Origin of the sequence: Levilactobacillus sp. HBUAS70063, assembly GCF_038374745.1 — a bacterium.
Classification (GTDB): Bacteria; Bacillota; Bacilli; order Lactobacillales; family Lactobacillaceae; genus Levilactobacillus.
Genome location: NZ_JBANSM010000001.1, coordinates 121,370 through 138,992, shown reverse-complemented (window position 1 = coordinate 138,992; position 17,623 = coordinate 121,370). Strand labels below are relative to the sequence as shown.

11 protein-coding genes are annotated in these 17,623 nt (G+C 56.4%); all 11 read right to left on the bottom strand.

Annotated features, from left to right (window positions below; translation table 11 throughout):
• Position 1: 1 nt before the first annotated feature.
• The 11 genes from V8I28_RS00735 to recG all read right to left on the bottom strand — a co-directional run bounded on the left by V8I28_RS00735 (position 2) and on the right by recG (position 17,537).
• Positions 2 to 1,183, bottom strand: coding sequence for an ATP-binding protein (locus V8I28_RS00735; protein WP_341778218.1), 1,182 nt, complete (start codon positions 1,181 to 1,183; stop codon positions 2 to 4).
• A gap of 102 nt (positions 1,184 to 1,285) precedes the next feature.
• Positions 1,286 to 3,934, bottom strand: a complete 2,649-nt coding sequence (locus V8I28_RS00730; protein WP_341778217.1) for a cation-translocating P-type ATPase — start codon at positions 3,932 to 3,934, stop codon at positions 1,286 to 1,288.
• A gap of 302 nt (positions 3,935 to 4,236) precedes the next feature.
• Complete coding sequence (ffh, locus tag V8I28_RS00725; protein ID WP_341778216.1) at positions 4,237 to 5,691, bottom strand: signal recognition particle protein; 1,455 nt, start codon at positions 5,689 to 5,691, stop codon at positions 4,237 to 4,239.
• 19 nt (positions 5,692 to 5,710) lie between these two features.
• Positions 5,711 to 6,052 (bottom strand): putative DNA-binding protein, encoded by a 342-nt coding sequence (locus tag V8I28_RS00720; RefSeq protein WP_057735329.1) that lies wholly within the window; start codon positions 6,050 to 6,052, stop codon positions 5,711 to 5,713.
• Positions 6,053 to 6,787: 735 nt separating this feature from the next.
• Complete coding sequence (locus tag V8I28_RS00715; RefSeq protein ID WP_341778215.1) at positions 6,788 to 7,564, bottom strand: hypothetical protein; 777 nt, start codon at positions 7,562 to 7,564, stop codon at positions 6,788 to 6,790.
• A 234-nt stretch (positions 7,565 to 7,798) separates the two neighbouring features.
• The gene (ftsY, locus tag V8I28_RS00710) at positions 7,799 to 9,286 is read right to left on the bottom strand and encodes a signal recognition particle-docking protein FtsY (RefSeq protein WP_341778214.1); all 1,488 of its coding nucleotides are present in this window, start codon (positions 9,284 to 9,286) and stop codon (positions 7,799 to 7,801) included.
• A complete protein-coding gene (smc, locus tag V8I28_RS00705; protein ID WP_341778213.1) occupies positions 9,286 to 12,840 on the bottom strand; it encodes a chromosome segregation protein SMC in 3,555 nt (1,184 codons plus the stop codon). The genes ftsY and smc overlap by 1 nt, the downstream gene beginning before the upstream one ends.
• A 12-nt stretch (positions 12,841 to 12,852) precedes the next feature.
• Positions 12,853 to 13,548 (bottom strand): ribonuclease III, encoded by a 696-nt coding sequence (gene rnc / locus V8I28_RS00700; RefSeq protein ID WP_341778212.1) that lies wholly within the window; start codon positions 13,546 to 13,548, stop codon positions 12,853 to 12,855.
• Between the two features lie 434 nt (positions 13,549 to 13,982).
• On the bottom strand, positions 13,983 to 14,234 hold the full coding sequence (gene acpP, locus V8I28_RS00695; RefSeq protein WP_341778211.1) for an acyl carrier protein: 252 nt from the start codon (positions 14,232 to 14,234) through the stop codon (positions 13,983 to 13,985).
• A 221-nt stretch (positions 14,235 to 14,455) separates the two neighbouring features.
• A complete protein-coding gene (gene plsX / locus V8I28_RS00690) occupies positions 14,456 to 15,490 on the bottom strand; it encodes a phosphate acyltransferase PlsX (RefSeq protein ID WP_341778210.1) in 1,035 nt (344 codons plus the stop codon).
• A gap of 13 nt (positions 15,491 to 15,503) precedes the next feature.
• Entirely contained in the window at positions 15,504 to 17,537 is a 2,034-nt protein-coding gene (gene recG, locus V8I28_RS00685; RefSeq protein WP_341778209.1) for an ATP-dependent DNA helicase RecG, read from the bottom strand.
• Positions 17,538 to 17,623: the final 86 nt, after the last annotated feature.

The window sequence follows — 17,623 nt, the reverse complement described above, 5'->3', positions numbered from 1 at the left end:
CTTACACCTCGATCTGACTGCCGCGCCGACCAATCGCCGTGAGCTGCTGATACAGCTGAGCCACCCCCGGCGTCGTCGCCGTGGCCGCGGCCAACTGTTCGAAGAGGTTCGGCGTATCCGCCATGTCCTGAGCGATGGCAAATTGCCCATCGGCGGGACACCCCGCCAACAGCTCACTGAACCGCTGGGCGTTGCTTCCCGTGGTCAGCGGCCAATCGGCCTGATCGGCCAGACATAATCGTAAAATCTGCTGTTGTTGGGCGGGGGCGAGGGCCTTAAACGTTGTCGGTGCCGTGGCGTCTTGAAAGGCCTGATCCACGGTCAGCCCCGGCCGTTTCTCCTGGACGTAACCCGCGAAGGCCGTGCCGACCGTCATCCCCAGATTCCCCTGCATGATGGCGGTCACGACCGCCGTCTGGTTGAACAGCTGCTGGTTCTCCAGCTCCCGGAGCGCCTGTGAGACACGTTCCCAGGCCCGCGGCGTCGGCTGCAGGTCGTCATCGGCCGTCGCGTTGGCCGTGGCCACCACGTGCAGATCGGCGGGGTTCTCCGCCAAATAGTCGGTCACCAGCGGCACGATCCGCGGCTCACCGGCCACCGGCTGTGTGGCCCAGCTCAGCCACGTCTTCGTGTCGGCCGCCAGCACGAGGCGCGTCGTCCGGTCGGCAATCGCGGCATCCCCCGGCGTCACGCCGTAGTGGCTCTGCTCGAAGCCGGCCATGGTCGCGTCCGGATTTTCCGCCAAGATGAGATGCACCTGTTCCGGAAGCGTCAGCGTATTGATTTGCCGCTGTAAGACCAGGTTCATCAGCTCACTTTGGACCGCCTGCGTGCCCCGATTAAATTCGTCTAGAAACCAGATAATTTCCTGATCCGGATGGGCCTCGGCGTAGCGAATCATGGCGACCAGCGTGTGCGAGTAGCCGAATTGAACATCGGCCAACGACCCGTATTTTTCCGTCTGAACGAAGGAATCACTGGTCAGTGGGGGCACCGGAATCACCAGATCCCCCTTCTCCACGAGGCTCACCACCGTGGTAAACAACTTGGCGTGGCGCTGTCGGGCCAGATCGGCGACTAACGCCGACTTTCCAATGCCGGCCTCACCCACGATGGTGGGCACGCTACCACTCGCTAAGATTACATTCGTTGCCTGTAGACAGGCCTGATACGTCAATGCCACGACCTTCACTCCAATCTATGGTCGCCTGACAACTAAAAAACGGCGGTCGCTCAGGTAAACGACCACCGTTTTTTAATTCGGTCAGTCAACCAGCTATTACGCTTATTTTACCACGCGTCGCTGGAAGAACTTAACGATTTCTACAATCACAATCATCATCAATGAGGCGCCGAGGACGATGCTCCACTGGAACAGGTTCAGGCTAGCCACGTGGAACAAGCTGTTTAAGCCCGGCACCAGAATCGTCATGGCCAGTAAGGCAAAGGCAATCAGGATCGCCCAGTTGAAGAACTTGTTGCGGAACAGCCCCACCGTAAAGATCGAGCCATGAATCGACTTGGAGTTAAAGGCGTGGAAGAGCTGAATCAGTCCCAGCGTGGCAAACGCCATGGTTAACGCGTCCGCGTGAGCCAGGCTAGCCGTCGCATGCACGGGGTACGTGATGGCCATCCAGTAAACGAACAGCGTGATGCCCCCTTCGAGCAGGCCCTGGTAGAGAATCCCGCCGAGGACCCCGCCCGAGAAGAAATTCGACTGACGCCCCCGCGGTGGTTGCTTCATGATGTTACGTTCCATGGGTTCCACCCCTAAAGCAATCGCCGGCAACGTATCGGTCACCAGGTTAATCCATAGTATGTGAACGGGGGCCAGGATTTGCCAGCCCAACATGGTCATCATGAAGAGCGTCAGAACTTCCCCTAGGTTGGCGGACAGCAGGTACTGAATGGCCTTTTGAATGTTCGCAAAGACCTTCCGTCCCTCTTCCACGGCCACCACGATCGTCGAGAAATTATCGTCGGCGAGGACCATGTCGCTGGCCCCCTTGGAGACCTCGGTCCCGGTAATCCCCATGCCAATTCCAATGTCGGCGGCCTTCAGGGCGGGCGCATCGTTCACACCGTCCCCGGTCATGGCCACGACCTTGCCGTGCTGTTGCCAGGCGTTGACAATCCGCACCTTATGTTCGGGCGCGACCCGCGCGTAGACGGCAAAGTCCTTGACGCGTTTGGCAAAGGTGGCATCGTCCATCTCATCCAGTTCGGCACCGGTCACCACGGCCTGCGTCTCACCGGCAGTCATGATACCTAGCCGCGTGGCGATGGCGGCCGCCGTATCCTTGTGGTCCCCGGTAATCATCAGCGGCCGAATTCCGGCTGCCTTGGCATCGGCCACGGCCTGCGCCACCTCCGGCCGTTCGGGATCGATCATCCCTACCATGCCGGCGAAGACCAGGTCATTTTCCACCCGGTCGCTGGTTAACTCACTTGGCACCTGATCGACGATGCGGTAGGCAAAGGCCAACACCCGCAGCGCCTGGGTCGCCAAATCATGGTTGGTCGTTAGAATCGTCTGCCGGTCATCTGCCGTCAGCGGTACCACTTGGCCATCCCGTGCCAATTGTGTGGTCCGTTTCAACAGCTCATCTGGCGCCCCCTTCACCGCAATCAGGAAGCGCTGATCGGGTAGCGGGTGAACGGTCGACATTAATTTCCGCTCGGAATCGAAGGGAATCTCGGCTACCCGGGGCAAGTCGGTTAGAACCTGCTGGACCGGATAGTGCCGGTCGAGTTGATACTGGACCAACGCCGTTTCTGTCGGGTCCCCGGCCAAACCGTCTGGGGTCATCTTAGTATCGTTACTGAGAATCATGGTCTGCGCCAGGCGGTTGTCGCGCGCAAAGTCCACCGTCGCCGCATCGACCAACTGATGGTTTTGATAAACCTTTTCGACCGTCATCTTGTTTTGCGTCAGCGTCCCGGTCTTATCGGACGCGATAATGTCGGTACTCCCCAGCGTTTCCACCGCCGGAAGCTTCCGGACGATGGCGTGGCGTTTAGCCATCCGTTGGGTTCCCAGCGCCAGTGTAATCGTGACGATGGCCGGCAATCCTTCGGGAATCGCGGCCACGGCCAAGGAAATCGCCGTCAACAACATGTCAATCAAGCTCTCGGCCTGACGCCACATCCCCATCGCAAAGACGATGGCGGCAATCACCAGGATCAGAATGGTCAAAGACTTCCCGAGTTGCGTCAGGTTGGCCTGCAGGGGTGTGGTCGTCTCGTCGGCGGCTTCCAGCATGCCGGCAATCCGGCCGACCTCCGTCTGCATCCCCGTCGCGACCACGACCCCGGTGGCTCGGCCGTAGGTGACGTTACTGTTCATAAAGGCCATGTTCGCCCGGTCACCGATAGCCAAGTCGTCGGCGGTCAATACCGCCGCGCTTTTTTCGACCGGCACGGATTCACCGGTTAACGCCGATTCCTCAACCTTTAACGAGCCGACCTCGGTCAGCCGTAAGTCGGCGGGAATGATGTCGCCGGCCTCCAGTAAGACGATGTCGCCGACCACCAGCTCGTCACTCTTGACGGTGGTGACCACGTTGTCCCGCCGCACCGTGGCGTTGGGCGCCGACATCTCCTTGAGCGCGTTGATGGCTTCCTCGGCTTTAGCCTCCTGGAACACCCCGAAGATGGCGTTTAAGACCACCACAATCAGGATGATGATGGCATCGACCACCTCACCGGTCAGCCCGGCGATCAAGGCCGCGACCAGCAGTACGATAATCATAAAGTCCTTGAATTGCGCTATGAATTTTTGCAAGAGCGAGGTGGTCTTCTGTTGATTCAACGCGTTCTTGCCGTTTTGGGCCAGCCGTTCTTGCACGGTGGCGGCGCTCAGCCCGTGGTCATCGGTCTGTAGCGCCTGGTAAATAGTGGATACAGGTTGCTGGTAAATTGGGATCTTGGCCATTTTTCCATTTCCTCCTATGGTGTGCGCTCGCCCCATTTAGTTAACTGATAATCATGATTAACGACCACAATTACCGGTTAAAAAAATGAGGCTTACGCATGCACACAAAATTGTGAACACACATAAGTCTCACTATTTAAGACAATACCGGATTGGCTTCTTGCTGACGATATTGCCGCAGAGGTTCCTGCTAGTTACTCCCTTATGACTTGCTTTAGGGGTAGTATACCGGATAAATCAGTCGCTGTCTACCCTTTTGCGTTGCGGACTGTCGACCGTTCAGTCGCTAGTCCAGCGCCCAGTTACTTACGCCGCTTCTTCTTACTCTTGAGGCGCTTACGCTTATTTTTCTTCATTTGACGGGACATCCGGTTCATGGCCATCTTCTGCATGCGGCCCATGCCGGCGCCACCGCCCATGCCCGTGTTGCCCATTAATTGTTCCATACCGGACATGTTACCCTTGGAGACCTGATTCATCATCTTCTTCATCTGGTTGAACTGCTTAATCATGCGGTTCACCTCGTGAATGGGCCGACCGGAACCGGCCGCAATTCGCCGGCGCCGTGACGGATTCAACAGGTCGGGATTCGTCCGTTCCTGCGGCGTCATGGAGTAGACCACGGCCTTCAGATGCTCCATATCCTTGGGGTCCATCTGGGCGTTCTTCATGGCCGGATTGTTGGCCATTCCCGGAATCATCTTCATGATTTCATCCATGGGACCCATCTTCTGAATCTGAGCGATTTGGTCCAGAAAGTCGTTAAAGTCAAACGAGTTTTCCTGAATTTTTTCCGTTAATTCTTGGGCTTGCTTCTCGTCGTATTCCTTCTGGGTCTTTTCGATCAGGGATAACATGTCCCCCATCCCCAGAATCCGAGACGCCATCCGATCGGGGTGGAAGACGTCCAGGTCGGTCATCTTTTCACCTTGACCAATGAACTTGATTGGCTTGCCGGTGACGGCCCGAATCGACAGGGCGGCCCCACCACGGGTATCGCCATCCAACTTGGTCAGAACCACCCCGGTAACGTCGAGTTTATCGTTAAACCCTTCGGCGGTGGCCACGGCGTTTTGCCCGGTCATGGCATCGACGGTCAGAAGAATTTCATCCGGATGCGCCAAGGCCTTAATCTTGGCTAATTCGTCCATTAACTGTTCATCGATTTGTAAACGACCGGCCGTATCAATGATGACGTAGTCGTTGTGGTTCTCGGCAGCCTGCGCCAACCCTTGCCGCACGATTTCGACCGGATCAACGTCCGTTCCTAATTGGAAGACCGGCACGTCAATGCCCTTAGCAACCTGAACCAACTGCTCGATGGCGGCTGGCCGGTAAATATCGCCGGCAATCATCAGTGGCCGCGCATTTTCGTCTTCCTTCAACTTCCGGGCTAATTTACCCGCAGTCGTGGTCTTCCCGGCCCCTTGGAGCCCCACCATCATGATAATTGTGGGAATCTTGTCGGACTTGTTCAGGGGAACGGCTTCGTCCCCCATGGTCTTGGTTAATTCTTCGTCAACAATCTTGACGATCTGTTGGGCGGGGTTCAACCCCTCCAGCACATCGGCACCCATTGCCCGTTCGCGGACCTGCTTAACAAAGTCCTTAACGACCGTAAAATTAACGTCGGCTTCCAGTAAAGCCAAGCGAATCTCTCGCATCGTTTCGCGTAAATCACTCTCGGAAACTTTCCCCTTTCCTCTGAGTCTACGCATTGCGTTTTGTAATCGTTCCGTTAATCCTTCAAACGCCATTCGTCTTGCCACCTAACTTTCATTGTTCTTCTAGATTTTCAAGTCCCGCAACCAACCGGTTCAGCGTCGCATCGTGGGGATAGTGGTCCGCCACGTACGATTGAATCTCATCGGCCTGCTGGTTGCGCGCCGTAAATTCCTGATACAAATGCAGCTTACCCTCGTAATCCTCTAAAATCTTCTCGGTTCGCCGCAAGTTGTCGTACACCGCCTGCCGACTCACGTTGAATTCCTCGGCAATTTCACCCAAGGAATAGTCATCACCGTAATATAACTGCATATAATTATTCTGTTTTGCGGTCAGCAACGGCTGGTAGAACGCAAATAAGGAATTAATCCGATAATTTTTTTCAATCTCCATGCTTGGTCCTCCCAGATAGTCACCCATTGCCGCCCGGTCACCAGCGCACCCTCGCCGACCAAACCGAACGGACTTACACACTCTACTAGAGTACCGATTTTTAGCGGTTTCGTCAATTTTTTTCGCGGGTTCTCCGCTAAACGATAGAAAAAGAAGCCATTCCACGGTTTAGGAAATGACTTCTCGGTGAAACCGATTCAATATTCTCGTCTGGCCGCCTTACCGTTCGCCACTGACCACCTGCGTCTGCCAGAGATTCCGGCGCTGTGGGGACCGCCTGCGGCCTGAGGAACGGTCCTCCGGCTCGGCTTGGAGCCTGATAAAGACCATCAGTCTCCAAACACGTCCCGCGCTGTAAGCTGACCCAGAACGTCAGCTAACACCGCCGTCACGGCTGCCTCCATCTCTGACTGCCTCCGGTTACAAGCGGCTAAAGCCAGCCCACACGAACAGCACTGGGACGGCGGCTTTCAGTCACGGTAATTGGTCACAGCATCCGTAGCCGTGAGTGAGCCAAATTTGGTCTCAGCCGTGGGATTTCTTCAAGTGGTCTCCTTGAAGAAATGGCGCCTTTGAGACGTGATTTTCGGCTCAAAGCGAGGGAAAAGACAGCTCTTTGGCTTTTCCCGTCCTGCCCACCGCGTTCCAGACCAAATTTGGCGAACGGTTAGGCGGACAGACCCCGACAAAGCTGCTGGAAACGGCTAGCCCTGCCGTCATAAAGTCTGATTTGGCCTAGTCGTTAGCCGGTTCCAGGTAAATCAGGGCGTCGCCGCGGTTAGCGCCCTCATCGCCCCAATCGTCATGGATATCAATTCCAATGTGCCAACCCGCATACCCGGCCCGGACACTAGCGGGATAACCGGCCGCCGTCAACAGTGGTTCGTAAGCCTTGAAGTAGAACGGCAAGGCATCGGACTGGGGATTACGTAAATGAATCACCGTTTGATGAGGCCCCACGTAATCGCCGTCAACGGCATCCGTTGGCCAGGCCGCCGCATTGGCTTCCCGAGAAAGCTTCTGGTCGGTAATCGTGCCGGGGAATAACTGTTTCAGCGCCGCGGCAAAGGCTTTTTCATTGCTCTCGGTGAGCTTACCCGTGGGGGCCGAGACGGTCGGCGTCGTCGGCTTAGTCGTGGTCGGCGTGCTACCGGCGGCCTTTAAGTAGCCGCGCCAAATCCACCCCTGTAACGTTCCATCCGCACTCTTGACGTGGTAGTAGATGGCGCTGTATCCCTTATTCTTCTTGTACAATTTTTCATGGGCATCCGTGTACCAGGTCACGGTCGGCGTGACATCGTTATTACTGTAACGAATCCCCAAGTGGCGGGAATAACGGGCGCCCTGCGTTGCCGTGAAGGCGTGTTGCTTCATAGGCTTACGCCAAACCAACCGCACCGACTTGGAGCGCTTGGCCGAATACTGGCTGTTAGCGGACGCCGACAGGCTAGTGGCGCCCATGACGCCGGCCCCCACACCCAAAACCAATAGTGTTTGAACAATCTTTTTCATACCTAAATTCCTCCCTAACTTTTCCTGTCTAGTTCCACTTAACCCCGCAATGAAACCGGACTAATTCTAGTTTACGCCAATTTTACCGAACGCGACTATGACATAACGGTTACAGTTTCATCAGTTATCACGAATCATATCGCCGTAAGTGGGGGCAACGGCAAGCAAAAAGGCTAGGTCGTCGGAAACCGCAAAACGGTCAAGACCACCTAGCCTTCATTCAGGTCAAAATTTTTACTTTTCCAACGCCTTAACGTCGATTAACCCCTTGAACAAGCCGTAGACAAACTCGTTCGGATCGAACGGTCGCAGGTCGGAGATCTGTTCACCCAAGCCGATAAACTTCACGGGCACGTGGAGCTCGTTGCGAATGGCCAACACGATTCCCCCACGAGCCGTGCCGTCGAGCTTGGTCAGCACGATTCCCGTCACGTCCGTGGACTCCTTGAACAATTTGGCCTGCGTCAGCGCGTTCTGCCCGGTTGTGGCATCCAACACCAATAAGACCTCGTGCGGTGCCGTGGGAATTTCACGCGTGATGATCCGTTTCATCTTGGCCAATTCGTTCATCAGGTTCACTTTATTCTGCAACCGACCGGCCGTATCCACGAAGAGGATATCGTAGTCTTCGCGCTTGGCTTTCTGCACGGCGTCAAAGACCACGGCGGCGGGATCGGACTGGGGTTTCCCGGTCACGATGTCCACGTCCGCACGTTTAGCCCAGACGTCCAACTGCTCCGTGGCCCCGGCTCTAAAGGTATCGGCCGCGGCCAGCAGCACCTTCTTGCCGTCCTGGTGGTAGCGGTTGGCCATCTTCCCAATGGTCGTGGTCTTTCCAACCCCATTGACCCCGACAAACAGGATCACGGTCGGGCCTTCCTTGGCCATGTTCAGCGCGGTACTTTCGTCATTACCGGCAGCATCGTAAATTTCCACCAACTTCTCGACCACCACGTTCTGCACGTCGGCAGACTTCTTGGCGTTCTGGAGCTTGACCTCGTCGCGCAATTCATCGCTGAGCTTAACGGCCATGTCGAAGCCCACGTCGGCGCCGATCAGGGTTTCTTCCAAATCATCGAAGAAACTCTCATCGACGTGCCGGAAGTTCGCCAACAAGGCGTTCAGCCGTTCACCAAAGGTATGCCGCGTCTTGGCCAGGCCCTTGTCGTAGAGCTGTTCGTCGCTGACGGGTTGCGCCGCTGCCGATTGGTCATCCGGAGCAGCGGGGGTCGATTCTGCGGCGGCACTGCTAGCGGCCGACTCAACTGGCGCCTCGGCCGGTGTCTCTGCTGATTCTGGCTGCGCAGGTTCCGCAGCGGCCACAGACTCCGGTGCTGGTGACACCGCTGCTGCAACGGACTGGGGCGCTTCGTCCGCCGCTTCGCTCGTTGCGACATTAGCGGGTGACGCCGCAGCAGAGCTTGCCATGGATTCGGCTGGCGTGGTCGGCTCAACAGCCGCCTCACTGGTGGCGTCGGGTGTTGGTGCCGCCGAACTTTCAGCGCTTGACGCCGGTGCTTCGGTTACGCTCGCGGAACTCGGCGCGGTCGATTCCGCCGCACTGGCCGGCGTTACGGCAACGTCCGCACTACTGCTAGGCGTGGTCGTAGCGGCGGAAGATGCCGTCGACGTTTCCGTGGCGGCACTGCTAGCGGCCGACTGGGGCGCTTCACTGGCGGGTTCTTTCTTCGCCCGGCGCCGAAAAATATCAAATAATCCCATTAGGATTGCTTCCTTTCCTTCGTGGTTTCTTGGTCCAGATCCACGGCGACCATCTTGGAAACGCCGGACTCCTGCATCGTTACCCCGTAAAGAATGTCGGCTTGCACCATCGTTTCTTGACGGTGGGTAATCACGATGAACTGAGTCTGATCTTGGAATTGATGGATGTAGCGGGCGAATCGGGTCACGTTGGCCGGATCGAGCGCTGCCTCCACTTCGTCTAAAATGCAGAATGGTACGGGTTGTACTTGTAAAATAGCAAATAATAAGGTAATGGCGGTCAGGGCGCGTTCTCCCCCGGACAGAAGCCCCATGTTCTGGAACTTTTTGCCCGGCGGCTGCGCCATGATGTCAATCCCGGTTGTCAATAAATCATGCGGATCGGTCAAGACCAGCTCGGCCTTCCCCCCGCCAAACATTTGCTGGAAGGTGGCGGAGAACTTGGCCGCAATCTGGTCGTAACTCTGCTTGAAGCGGCGTTTAACCTGGCCATCGAGCTCGTCCATCGTGGTCGTGAGTTGGTCACGCGCCGTGAGCAGGTCGTCGCGCTGCTTGGTTAGAAAATCATAGCGGTCGCGAACCTCCTGGTACTCGTCAATGGCGTTGACGTTGACCGGACCGATCTCGTCCAGGCCCTTCTTGAGGAGCTTCAGCTGCACGGCCAGTTCGTTACCCGGTAAATCGCTGACTTCCTGCTCGGCCCCGGCCAGACTCAACTGATATTTCTCGGCCAACTGATTCTGTTGCTGGTCAATTAGGGCGGCGAGCCGGGTCTGCTGCACCTGAGCCTTTTGCAAATCATCGTTGGCCAGCTGTAAGAGGCCACTGGTTCGCTGATTGGCGGTCTCGGCCTGCGCGAGCTGATCGTTGACCGTGGTCAATTGCTCATCGGTCGTCCGTAACTCGTGGTCGATGGCCTGCCGATCCTTTTGGGCCTGAGCCAACTGCTGTTGGGCTTCGGCCGGTGACAGGTCCGCACGGTGGTCGAGCTGATCGCGTTGGGCGGTCAACTGTTCAGCCTGTTGCTGGGCCGTTTCGATCTGGGCCTTCAGGTCGGCACAGGTTGCCCGTTGCTGCTGTTGGCGTTCCTTGGCCGCGGCTTGCCACGCTTGTTTCTCCGTGAGCTGCGACTGCTTGTCCGCCTGTTCAGCGGTGACCGTTTCAATCTGCTTCTGTACGGCTTGCACCTGCGCTTCGGTCGTCGTAATCTGCTTTTCACCGGTTAGAATCTGTTCGGCCAAATGCGCGTCCTGCTGGTCATCCCCGGCATTCTTGGCCTGGTCGATATCCAACTGGGCGGCCTTGACCTGGCGGCTAGCCTGCGTCAACGTGGTCTGCGCCTGGGCGAGTTCGTCATCCAGCTGCCGACACTGCGGCTGTAACTGGTTGATTTTGGCCTGTAACGTTTGACTCCGTTGTTCACTGGCCAGCATCGCCTCACGGGCCGCCTTAATCTTAGTCTCTTGTTCCTGGAGTTGCGGTTTCATCTGACCAATGGACGCCTGCAGCTGCTGCAATTCCTGCTGCTGGCGAAGCACACTGCTGTGATTCTGCCGGTTTTGTCCCCCGGTAATGGCCCCGCTGGCACTGACGACATCACCGGCCAGACTGACCACCCGGTAACGGTGATGAATCTGCTGACTGATGGCCACCGCGGTGTCTAAATCGGCCGCAAAGATGGTCGTTCCTAACAGATAATGCAAAATACTTTGGGCCTGATCGGCAATCTTGACCAAGTCACTCCCGATGCCTAAGAATCCCGATAATTGCGTTAACTGTTGCCGCGTCCCCCGGTCGATTTGCCGACCGCGAATGGCCGTCAGCGGTAGAAAGGTTGCCCGGCCGGCTCGCTGTTGGCGGAGATAGCTCACGGCTTGTTTGGCCGTGGCTTCTTGATCCACCACCACCTGCTGGAGCTGGCCGCCCAAGGCGTATTCCACGGCCACCGTATAGCGTTCCGGCACGTCCAGCAGTTCCGAGACGGCTCCCAATAAACCAGGGAACCGTTGCCGCTGCTTAAGAACGGCTCGGACCCCCTGATAAAAGCCGCCGTATTCGGCCGAGGCCGCCTGTTGACTGACCGCCTTCGTTTGCGCCCGCTGATAGACTTCCAACGCCGCCTGCCAGTTGTGCTGGAGTTGGCGATAGGCTTGTTGCTGTTGCTGATAATGACCGGCCTCTTGATCCAAGGCCTGTTCCGCTTCATTCAGGGCCGCCTTGTGGCTGGTCGCCGCTTCGGTTGCGGTCGCGACCTTCGCTTGGGCCTCGCGTTCGGTAGCTTGGAGGTCCGCAATTTGCCGGGCCACCCGTTCTCCCTGCTGGAGCAAACGTTCCTGATTCTGCTGAATATACTGCCGTTGATTGCGCCAGTTGGCCACGGCCTGTTTTTGGTCAAAATACTGTGTGCGTAACTTCTCCAAGTGCTGGCGCAGTTGCGTCACCGTTTCCGGCGCGGTCGCCTTGACCAAGTCGCGAACTGTTTGCTGGGCCGTCTTCAACTGGGCCGTCAAGTCCTGCAAGTTCTGTTCCGTTTGCGCTAACTGCTCGCGGTCGTGGGCCATGTCGGTGGCCAATTGCGCCAATTGCTTCTCGGTTGCCTGGCGTTGCTCGTCTTGGTGGCGTTGCTGCTCACCGGACAGATTGACCTGGCCTTGGCACTGCTCAACCTGCCGGGTCGCCGCCACCAATTTAGCCTGAAGCGCATCCTTTTGGGCCAACAGGTCGGCCTGTTGCTGTTTGAGGCGCTGAACCGTCGTCGTCTGTTGGCGCTCGGCGGCCTGGTGATCGGTGACCTGCTGTTGCTTGGCCGTCACCGCGTCATCGGCCGCGCCCTTTTGATCCAGTTCCGTGTGGAGTTGCCGCACCAACTGGGTCTTCTCCAACAGGGCGAACTTCTTTTGCTGGTCTAAATAATCCTCGGCCAAACTGCTCTGCTCTTCCAGCGGCTCCAAGCGTCCTTCCAACTCCGCAATGATATCCTCAACGCGATGCAGGTAGGTCATGGTCTCCTCGAGCTCACGCTGGGCCTTTTCCTTGTGTTTCCGATACTTATAAACGCCCGCAACTTCCTCAATGATGTTGCGGCGGTCCTCCGGTTTGCTGTTAAAGATTGCTTCAACACGGCCCTGCGAAATAATCGAGAAGGAATCCTGCCCCATTCCCGAATCCATCAACAGTTCCGTGATGTCGCGTAACCGACAGCTCTGACCGTTTAGTTGGTACTCGCTCTCGCCGGACCGGTAAAGAATCCGACTGATGGTGAGTTCCGTGTAGTCACTTTTAAGATAATGATCGCTATTGTCCAGCGTAATTGCCACGGCCGCCCGATTCAACGGGTGCCGGTCCGCCGACCCCGCAAAAATCACATCGGGCATCTTGCTGCCGCGCAAACTCTTGGCGGACTGTTCCCCCAAAACCCAACGGACGGCTTCGGAAATATTACTCTTGCCACTGCCGTTAGGGCCGACGATGCCAGTCATTCCCGGCAAAAAGTCAATTCGGGTTTTATCTGCAAAGGATTTGAACCCGCTAATTTCTAATGTCTTCAACCGCATCGTTAGTCATCCTTACTCTGTTTTCAAATTCTCCAGGGCGTGGCGCGCCGCGTTCTGTTCGGCGTGCTTCTTCGAGTGGCCGTGGCCCTCACCCAATTTCTTATTGTCCACGTAAACCGCCACCTCAAAGGCCCGATCGTTGTCGGGACCTTCTTCGTCTAACAAGCGATAGTCGATGTCCACCGACCCGTGCTGCTGAACCAATTCCTGGAGTTCCGTCTTGTGATCGAAGAACTCATCGAACCGACCCTCATCCAACTTGGGAAAGACCACCGTGGTCACAAACGCCACGACCTTGTCCAAGCCTTGGTCCATGTACAACGCCCCGATGAATGATTCAAAAATATCACATAACAGGGAGTCCCGTTGCCGGGCTTGCGCCTTCTCTTCACCCCGACCCAACCGAATGTACCGGTCGAAGTGACACTCACGCGCAAAACTAGCAAAGCTCTGTTCGTTAACCATGGCGGCCCGCAGCCGCGTCAACCGCCCCTGCGGCATGTTCGGGTAGCGACGGAAGATATAGTTGGAGACGACCAACTGCATGACGGCATCCCCTAAAAATTCAATCCGTTCATAGAACTTCAAGCCCTGATTGGGGTGTTCGTTCACGTAGGAAGCCTGCGTAAACGCCTCATCTAGCAGGGATTGATCTTTAAAATGAATATCAAAATTATCCTTTAATTCTTGATTTAATCCAGCAATCACGCGCTAATTCCCTCATTTCTATTGCGTTTTCTTTACCTTGACTGATGGGTGGTAGTTTTGGCTGGCCGCCTTGCCGTTCGCCCCAGATGAGTTGGAACGCGGTGGGCAGGACGTTTCGAGCCAAAGAACGGTCTCGAAACTCGCTTGGAACCATCCCAAATCGGTGTTTCCAAGACGCCATTATCTAACCGGCTATCGCCACTTAGATAATCCCACGGCTGAGCTCATCTGGGGCTTCACTCCCGGCTACGTTGCTAATCCATCCAACGATTGACTACAAGCAAAGCCACCAGCGGCCCTTCAGTGCGGCATAGCACCAAATTCGCGACGGCTGCCCTCATGCGGCTTTCCGACCACTGGCCGCACCCGCAGCCCAACCGCTCTTGATTGAAAAAGCCCGGGGCAAAAGGATGCGGCCCGGACTCGCTCAGTGCTTATTTTGCTTCGGATTGATGCGCCACAACGTAGTCGACCACTTCGCCAATCGTCGTTAACTTTTCGGCGTCCTCGTCGGAAATTTCCGCGTTAAAAGTATCCTCTAATTCCAGGACAAATTCCACGAAATCAATCGAATCGGCGTCTAAATCCTTCTTAAAGTTCAACTGCTCGTTGATCTGGTCCCGATCGATTTCAAACCGGTCGGCAATAATATCCGCAATCTTGTCAAAAATTTCTGCTCTTGTCATATCTAATCCCTCGCTCACAGTATTCAATAAGTAGTCTAACCGTTTTGGCAGACCTTGTCTAGCAAATTAATAGGGCACCCTTCGTCGTTTCACGGGTGACCTGCGCCCTGCCGGTGACGGTCTGACTCCCACCACCAGTATAAACCGAATGGCTCGTCAGCAACCGACTAATTGCTCACCGCGGTCACCTTACGTCGTTCAGTCATCAAATCGAGGCAACTTTACTTCAAGGATTCCTTTAGTGCCGCCATCTCATCGGTGTGGTCCGCGAAATACGTGACGAGCTGGTCGGCACTCTTGGTTTCGACCAATTCGCGAATCTGACCAATCGTGTTCTTGACGGTTGGTGCCTTGCTGGAACCGTGAGTCTTCACAACCGGTGCCTTAAGGCCCAACAGAACGGCCCCGCCGTACTGCGAGTAATCCATGGCACTCTGGACGTTCTTGAAGACCGGCTTCAACAGGCCGGCCCCAATCTTACCGCCCAGGCCACCACTCATGATTTCACCCTTGATCAGCTTGAGCATGGACAACGCGGTCCCTTCGATGGCCTTGAGCGTGGCGTTTCCGGTAAAACCATCGGTAACGACCACGTCCGCCGCCCCGTTTAACAGTTCCCGTGATTCCACGTTACCGATGAAGTTGAGGCTGTCGATGCTGGCCAGGGCTTGGTAGATCGCCTGATGAGCCATATCCCCCTTATCGGCCTCGGTCCCGTTGTTCAGGAGACCAATCCGCGGCTGTTTGACGTGCATAATCGATTGCGCGTAGTACTGACCCATCACGGCGTATTGGACAACGTTGAATGGCTTGGTATCGGCGTTAGCCCCCACATCCAGCATGACAAAGCTGGACTGGTCCGGCTTCCGCAACACGGGTAACGTAGTGGTCAGCCCCGGCCGGTCGATGCCCTTGATCCGGCCAACAATCAACAGACCCGCGGCCAAGACGGCACCGGAATTTCCGGCGGAGAAGAAGGCATCCGCGGCCCCCTCCTTCACGGCCGTCGCCGCCAGAACAATGCTAGACTGCTTCTTGCGGCGAATTGCGCGGACCGGTTCGTCCTCCATGGTAATGCCTTCGGCGGCCGGCATCAGCGTGATGCGCGTGTCGTCTTGAATCAGCGGTTTCACCTGCTCTTCTTGGCCATACACCAAGAACTCAACGTCGCTGTAAGCGTCTCGAGCCTGTTCAACCCCTTTGATAATTTCAGCGGGGGCGTAGTCGCCACCCATTGCATCAACGGCAATTTTCATCATTCGTCTCCTTCTAATCCATCGTAGTATTCTGGTGGGCCGTGGTACTGAGAAACGCGGCCAATGCCAAATTGGCGTCTTGCTCTGCCCAGTCGGGAGCGGCCACCGTTTCCTTAGCCGCCTGTTGGGCCACGCTCAAAATATTCAAATCGGCCACGGGATCGCCGACTTTAAAGTCCGGCACCCCGGATTGCTTTTTACCCAGAATATCACCCGGGCCCCGTAATTCCAAATCCTTTTGCGATAAAACAAAACCATCATTGGTGCTGGTCATGGTCGTCATGCGTTCCACCGCCAACTCGTTCTTCGGGTCGGCAATCAGGATGCAGGCCGAGGCCTTCTTGCCCCGACCGACCCGGCCACGCAACTGGTGAAGCTGAGCCAAGCCAAAGTGGTCGGCATCGTAAATCAACATGACCGTTGCGTTGGGCACGTCGACCCCCACCTCAATCACCGTGGTGGCCACCAACACCTGAAACTCGTTGGCCTTGAAGGCATCCATGACGGCGTTCTTCTCATCATTTTTCATCCGGCCGTGAAGCAGGCCCACCTTGTACGTCGGCTCAAACTCCTCCTTAAACCGCGCGTAAATGGCCTCGGCATTCTTCATGTCGACCGCTTCCGATTCTTCAATCAGCGGCGTCACCACGTAGGCCTGCGAGCCACTGCTCAACTCGGCCTTGACCTGACGGAGCGTGGCGTCCACCTGATTACTGCGAATCCACGTGGTCTTAATCGGCTGGCGACCGGCCGGCAATTCATTGATGACCGAAACGTCCATTTCACCGTAAGCCGTAATCGCCAGCGTCCGGGGAATCGGCGTGGCGGTCATGGCCAAAACGTCGGGCTGTTGCCCCTTCTCGCGCAAGGCCTGACGCTGATTGACGCCGAAGCGGTGTTGCTCGTCTACCACGGCTAAGCCTAGGTGATGGTAGCTCACCTCCGGCTGAATCAGCGCATGAGTCCCAACGATCAGGTTGACCGTTCCGTTGGCAATCTGCGGCAATAGCGTCTTGCGCGCGGCGGGCTTCGTGGCCCCGGTCAGTAGCGCGACGTTCACCGGAAAGTCGGCAAATAACTTCGCCAAATTATTGGCGTGTTGTTCCGCCAAGATTTCCGTGGGTGCCATCAACGCGGCCTGCGCCCCGGCCGTGATGGCGGCGTACATGGCAATGGCCGCCACCACCGTCTTCCCACTCCCAACGTCGCCTTGTAGCAACCGGTTCATGTGTACGGGGCGTTTTAAATCAAAACAAATCTCGTTGACCACACGTTTCTGCGCGGCGGTCAGCTCGTAAGGTAACGCAGCAATAAAGGCCTTGAGCCGCGTCAAATCATACGCCAGGGTCTGGCCATGTAACGTGTGATCCTGTTGCTTAACGATCTGCAGACGCGTCTCGAATAAATAAAATTCTTCAAACTTGGCCGTGCGCCGGGCGGCCTTCGCGGCGGCATCCCCCGCCGGAAAGTGCATGTCATGAATCATTTGGCGCCGGTGCAGCAGGCGATACTGGACACGCAACGGTTCGGGAATCAGGTCAACGATGACCGGTTCGTAGGTGGTATAGGCGCTCTCCACCAATTTCTGAATCGTACCCTGACGAACTTCCTTATTGGCCGGGTAGATGGACCCCATGCCGCCATCGGCACTGGCAATAATCTTCATCCCGGCCAGGCTTTGGCGTTTGGCATCGAACCGCCCGTACACGGCCAGCTCATTGCCCACTTCGAGCTTATCCTTCAACCAAGGCTGATTGAAGAACGTCACCGGAATAATGGTATGTTCATCCAGCAACAGGCGAAAGTTCAGGCGGGTCTTGCGCCGACCGAACCGCGAGATGACGGGAGCGGCGGCCACGGTGCCCTTCAACGTGACCTTCGCCTGGTCGGTCAACTCGGCCGGGTCCTTGGCCTGCAGATCCTCGTAACGGAAGGGAAAGTACGTCAGTAAATCATTCACATTTTCAATGTCCAGCGACTTCAAGGCCTGCGCGCGCTTGGGCCCAACGCCAGCCAGTTCACTGACCGAGTCATTTAAACTAACCATGCCAACACCCCTCCCATCATTTTAGTTGCTTGGTTAACCTTGTTTTAGAATTGGCTAAAACTGTTGCCTGCGCTTGCTAGCAGTTC

What these genes read in the sequence shown, in the direction of transcription:
- plsX (WP_341778210.1), bottom strand. Translation starts at nt 15,490, where the DNA reads ATGAAAATTGCCGTTGATGCAATGGGTGGCGACTACGCCCCCGCTGAA.
- V8I28_RS00715 (WP_341778215.1), bottom strand. Translation starts at nt 7,564, where the DNA reads ATGAAAAAGATTGTTCAAACACTATTGGTTTTGGGTGTGGGGGCCGGC.
- V8I28_RS00720 (WP_057735329.1), bottom strand. Translation starts at nt 6,052, where the DNA reads ATGGAGATTGAAAAAAATTATCGGATTAATTCCTTATTTGCGTTCTAC.
- acpP (WP_341778211.1), bottom strand. Translation starts at nt 14,234, where the DNA reads ATGACAAGAGCAGAAATTTTTGACAAGATTGCGGATATTATTGCCGAC.
- ftsY (WP_341778214.1), bottom strand. Translation starts at nt 9,286, where the DNA reads ATGGGATTATTTGATATTTTTCGGCGCCGGGCGAAGAAAGAACCCGCC.
- recG (WP_341778209.1), bottom strand. Translation starts at nt 17,537, where the DNA reads ATGGTTAGTTTAAATGACTCGGTCAGTGAACTGGCTGGCGTTGGGCCC.
- V8I28_RS00730 (WP_341778217.1), bottom strand. Translation starts at nt 3,934, where the DNA reads ATGGCCAAGATCCCAATTTACCAGCAACCTGTATCCACTATTTACCAG.
- ffh (WP_341778216.1), bottom strand. Translation starts at nt 5,691, where the DNA reads ATGGCGTTTGAAGGATTAACGGAACGATTACAAAACGCAATGCGTAGA.
- smc (WP_341778213.1), bottom strand. Translation starts at nt 12,840, where the DNA reads ATGCGGTTGAAGACATTAGAAATTAGCGGGTTCAAATCCTTTGCAGAT.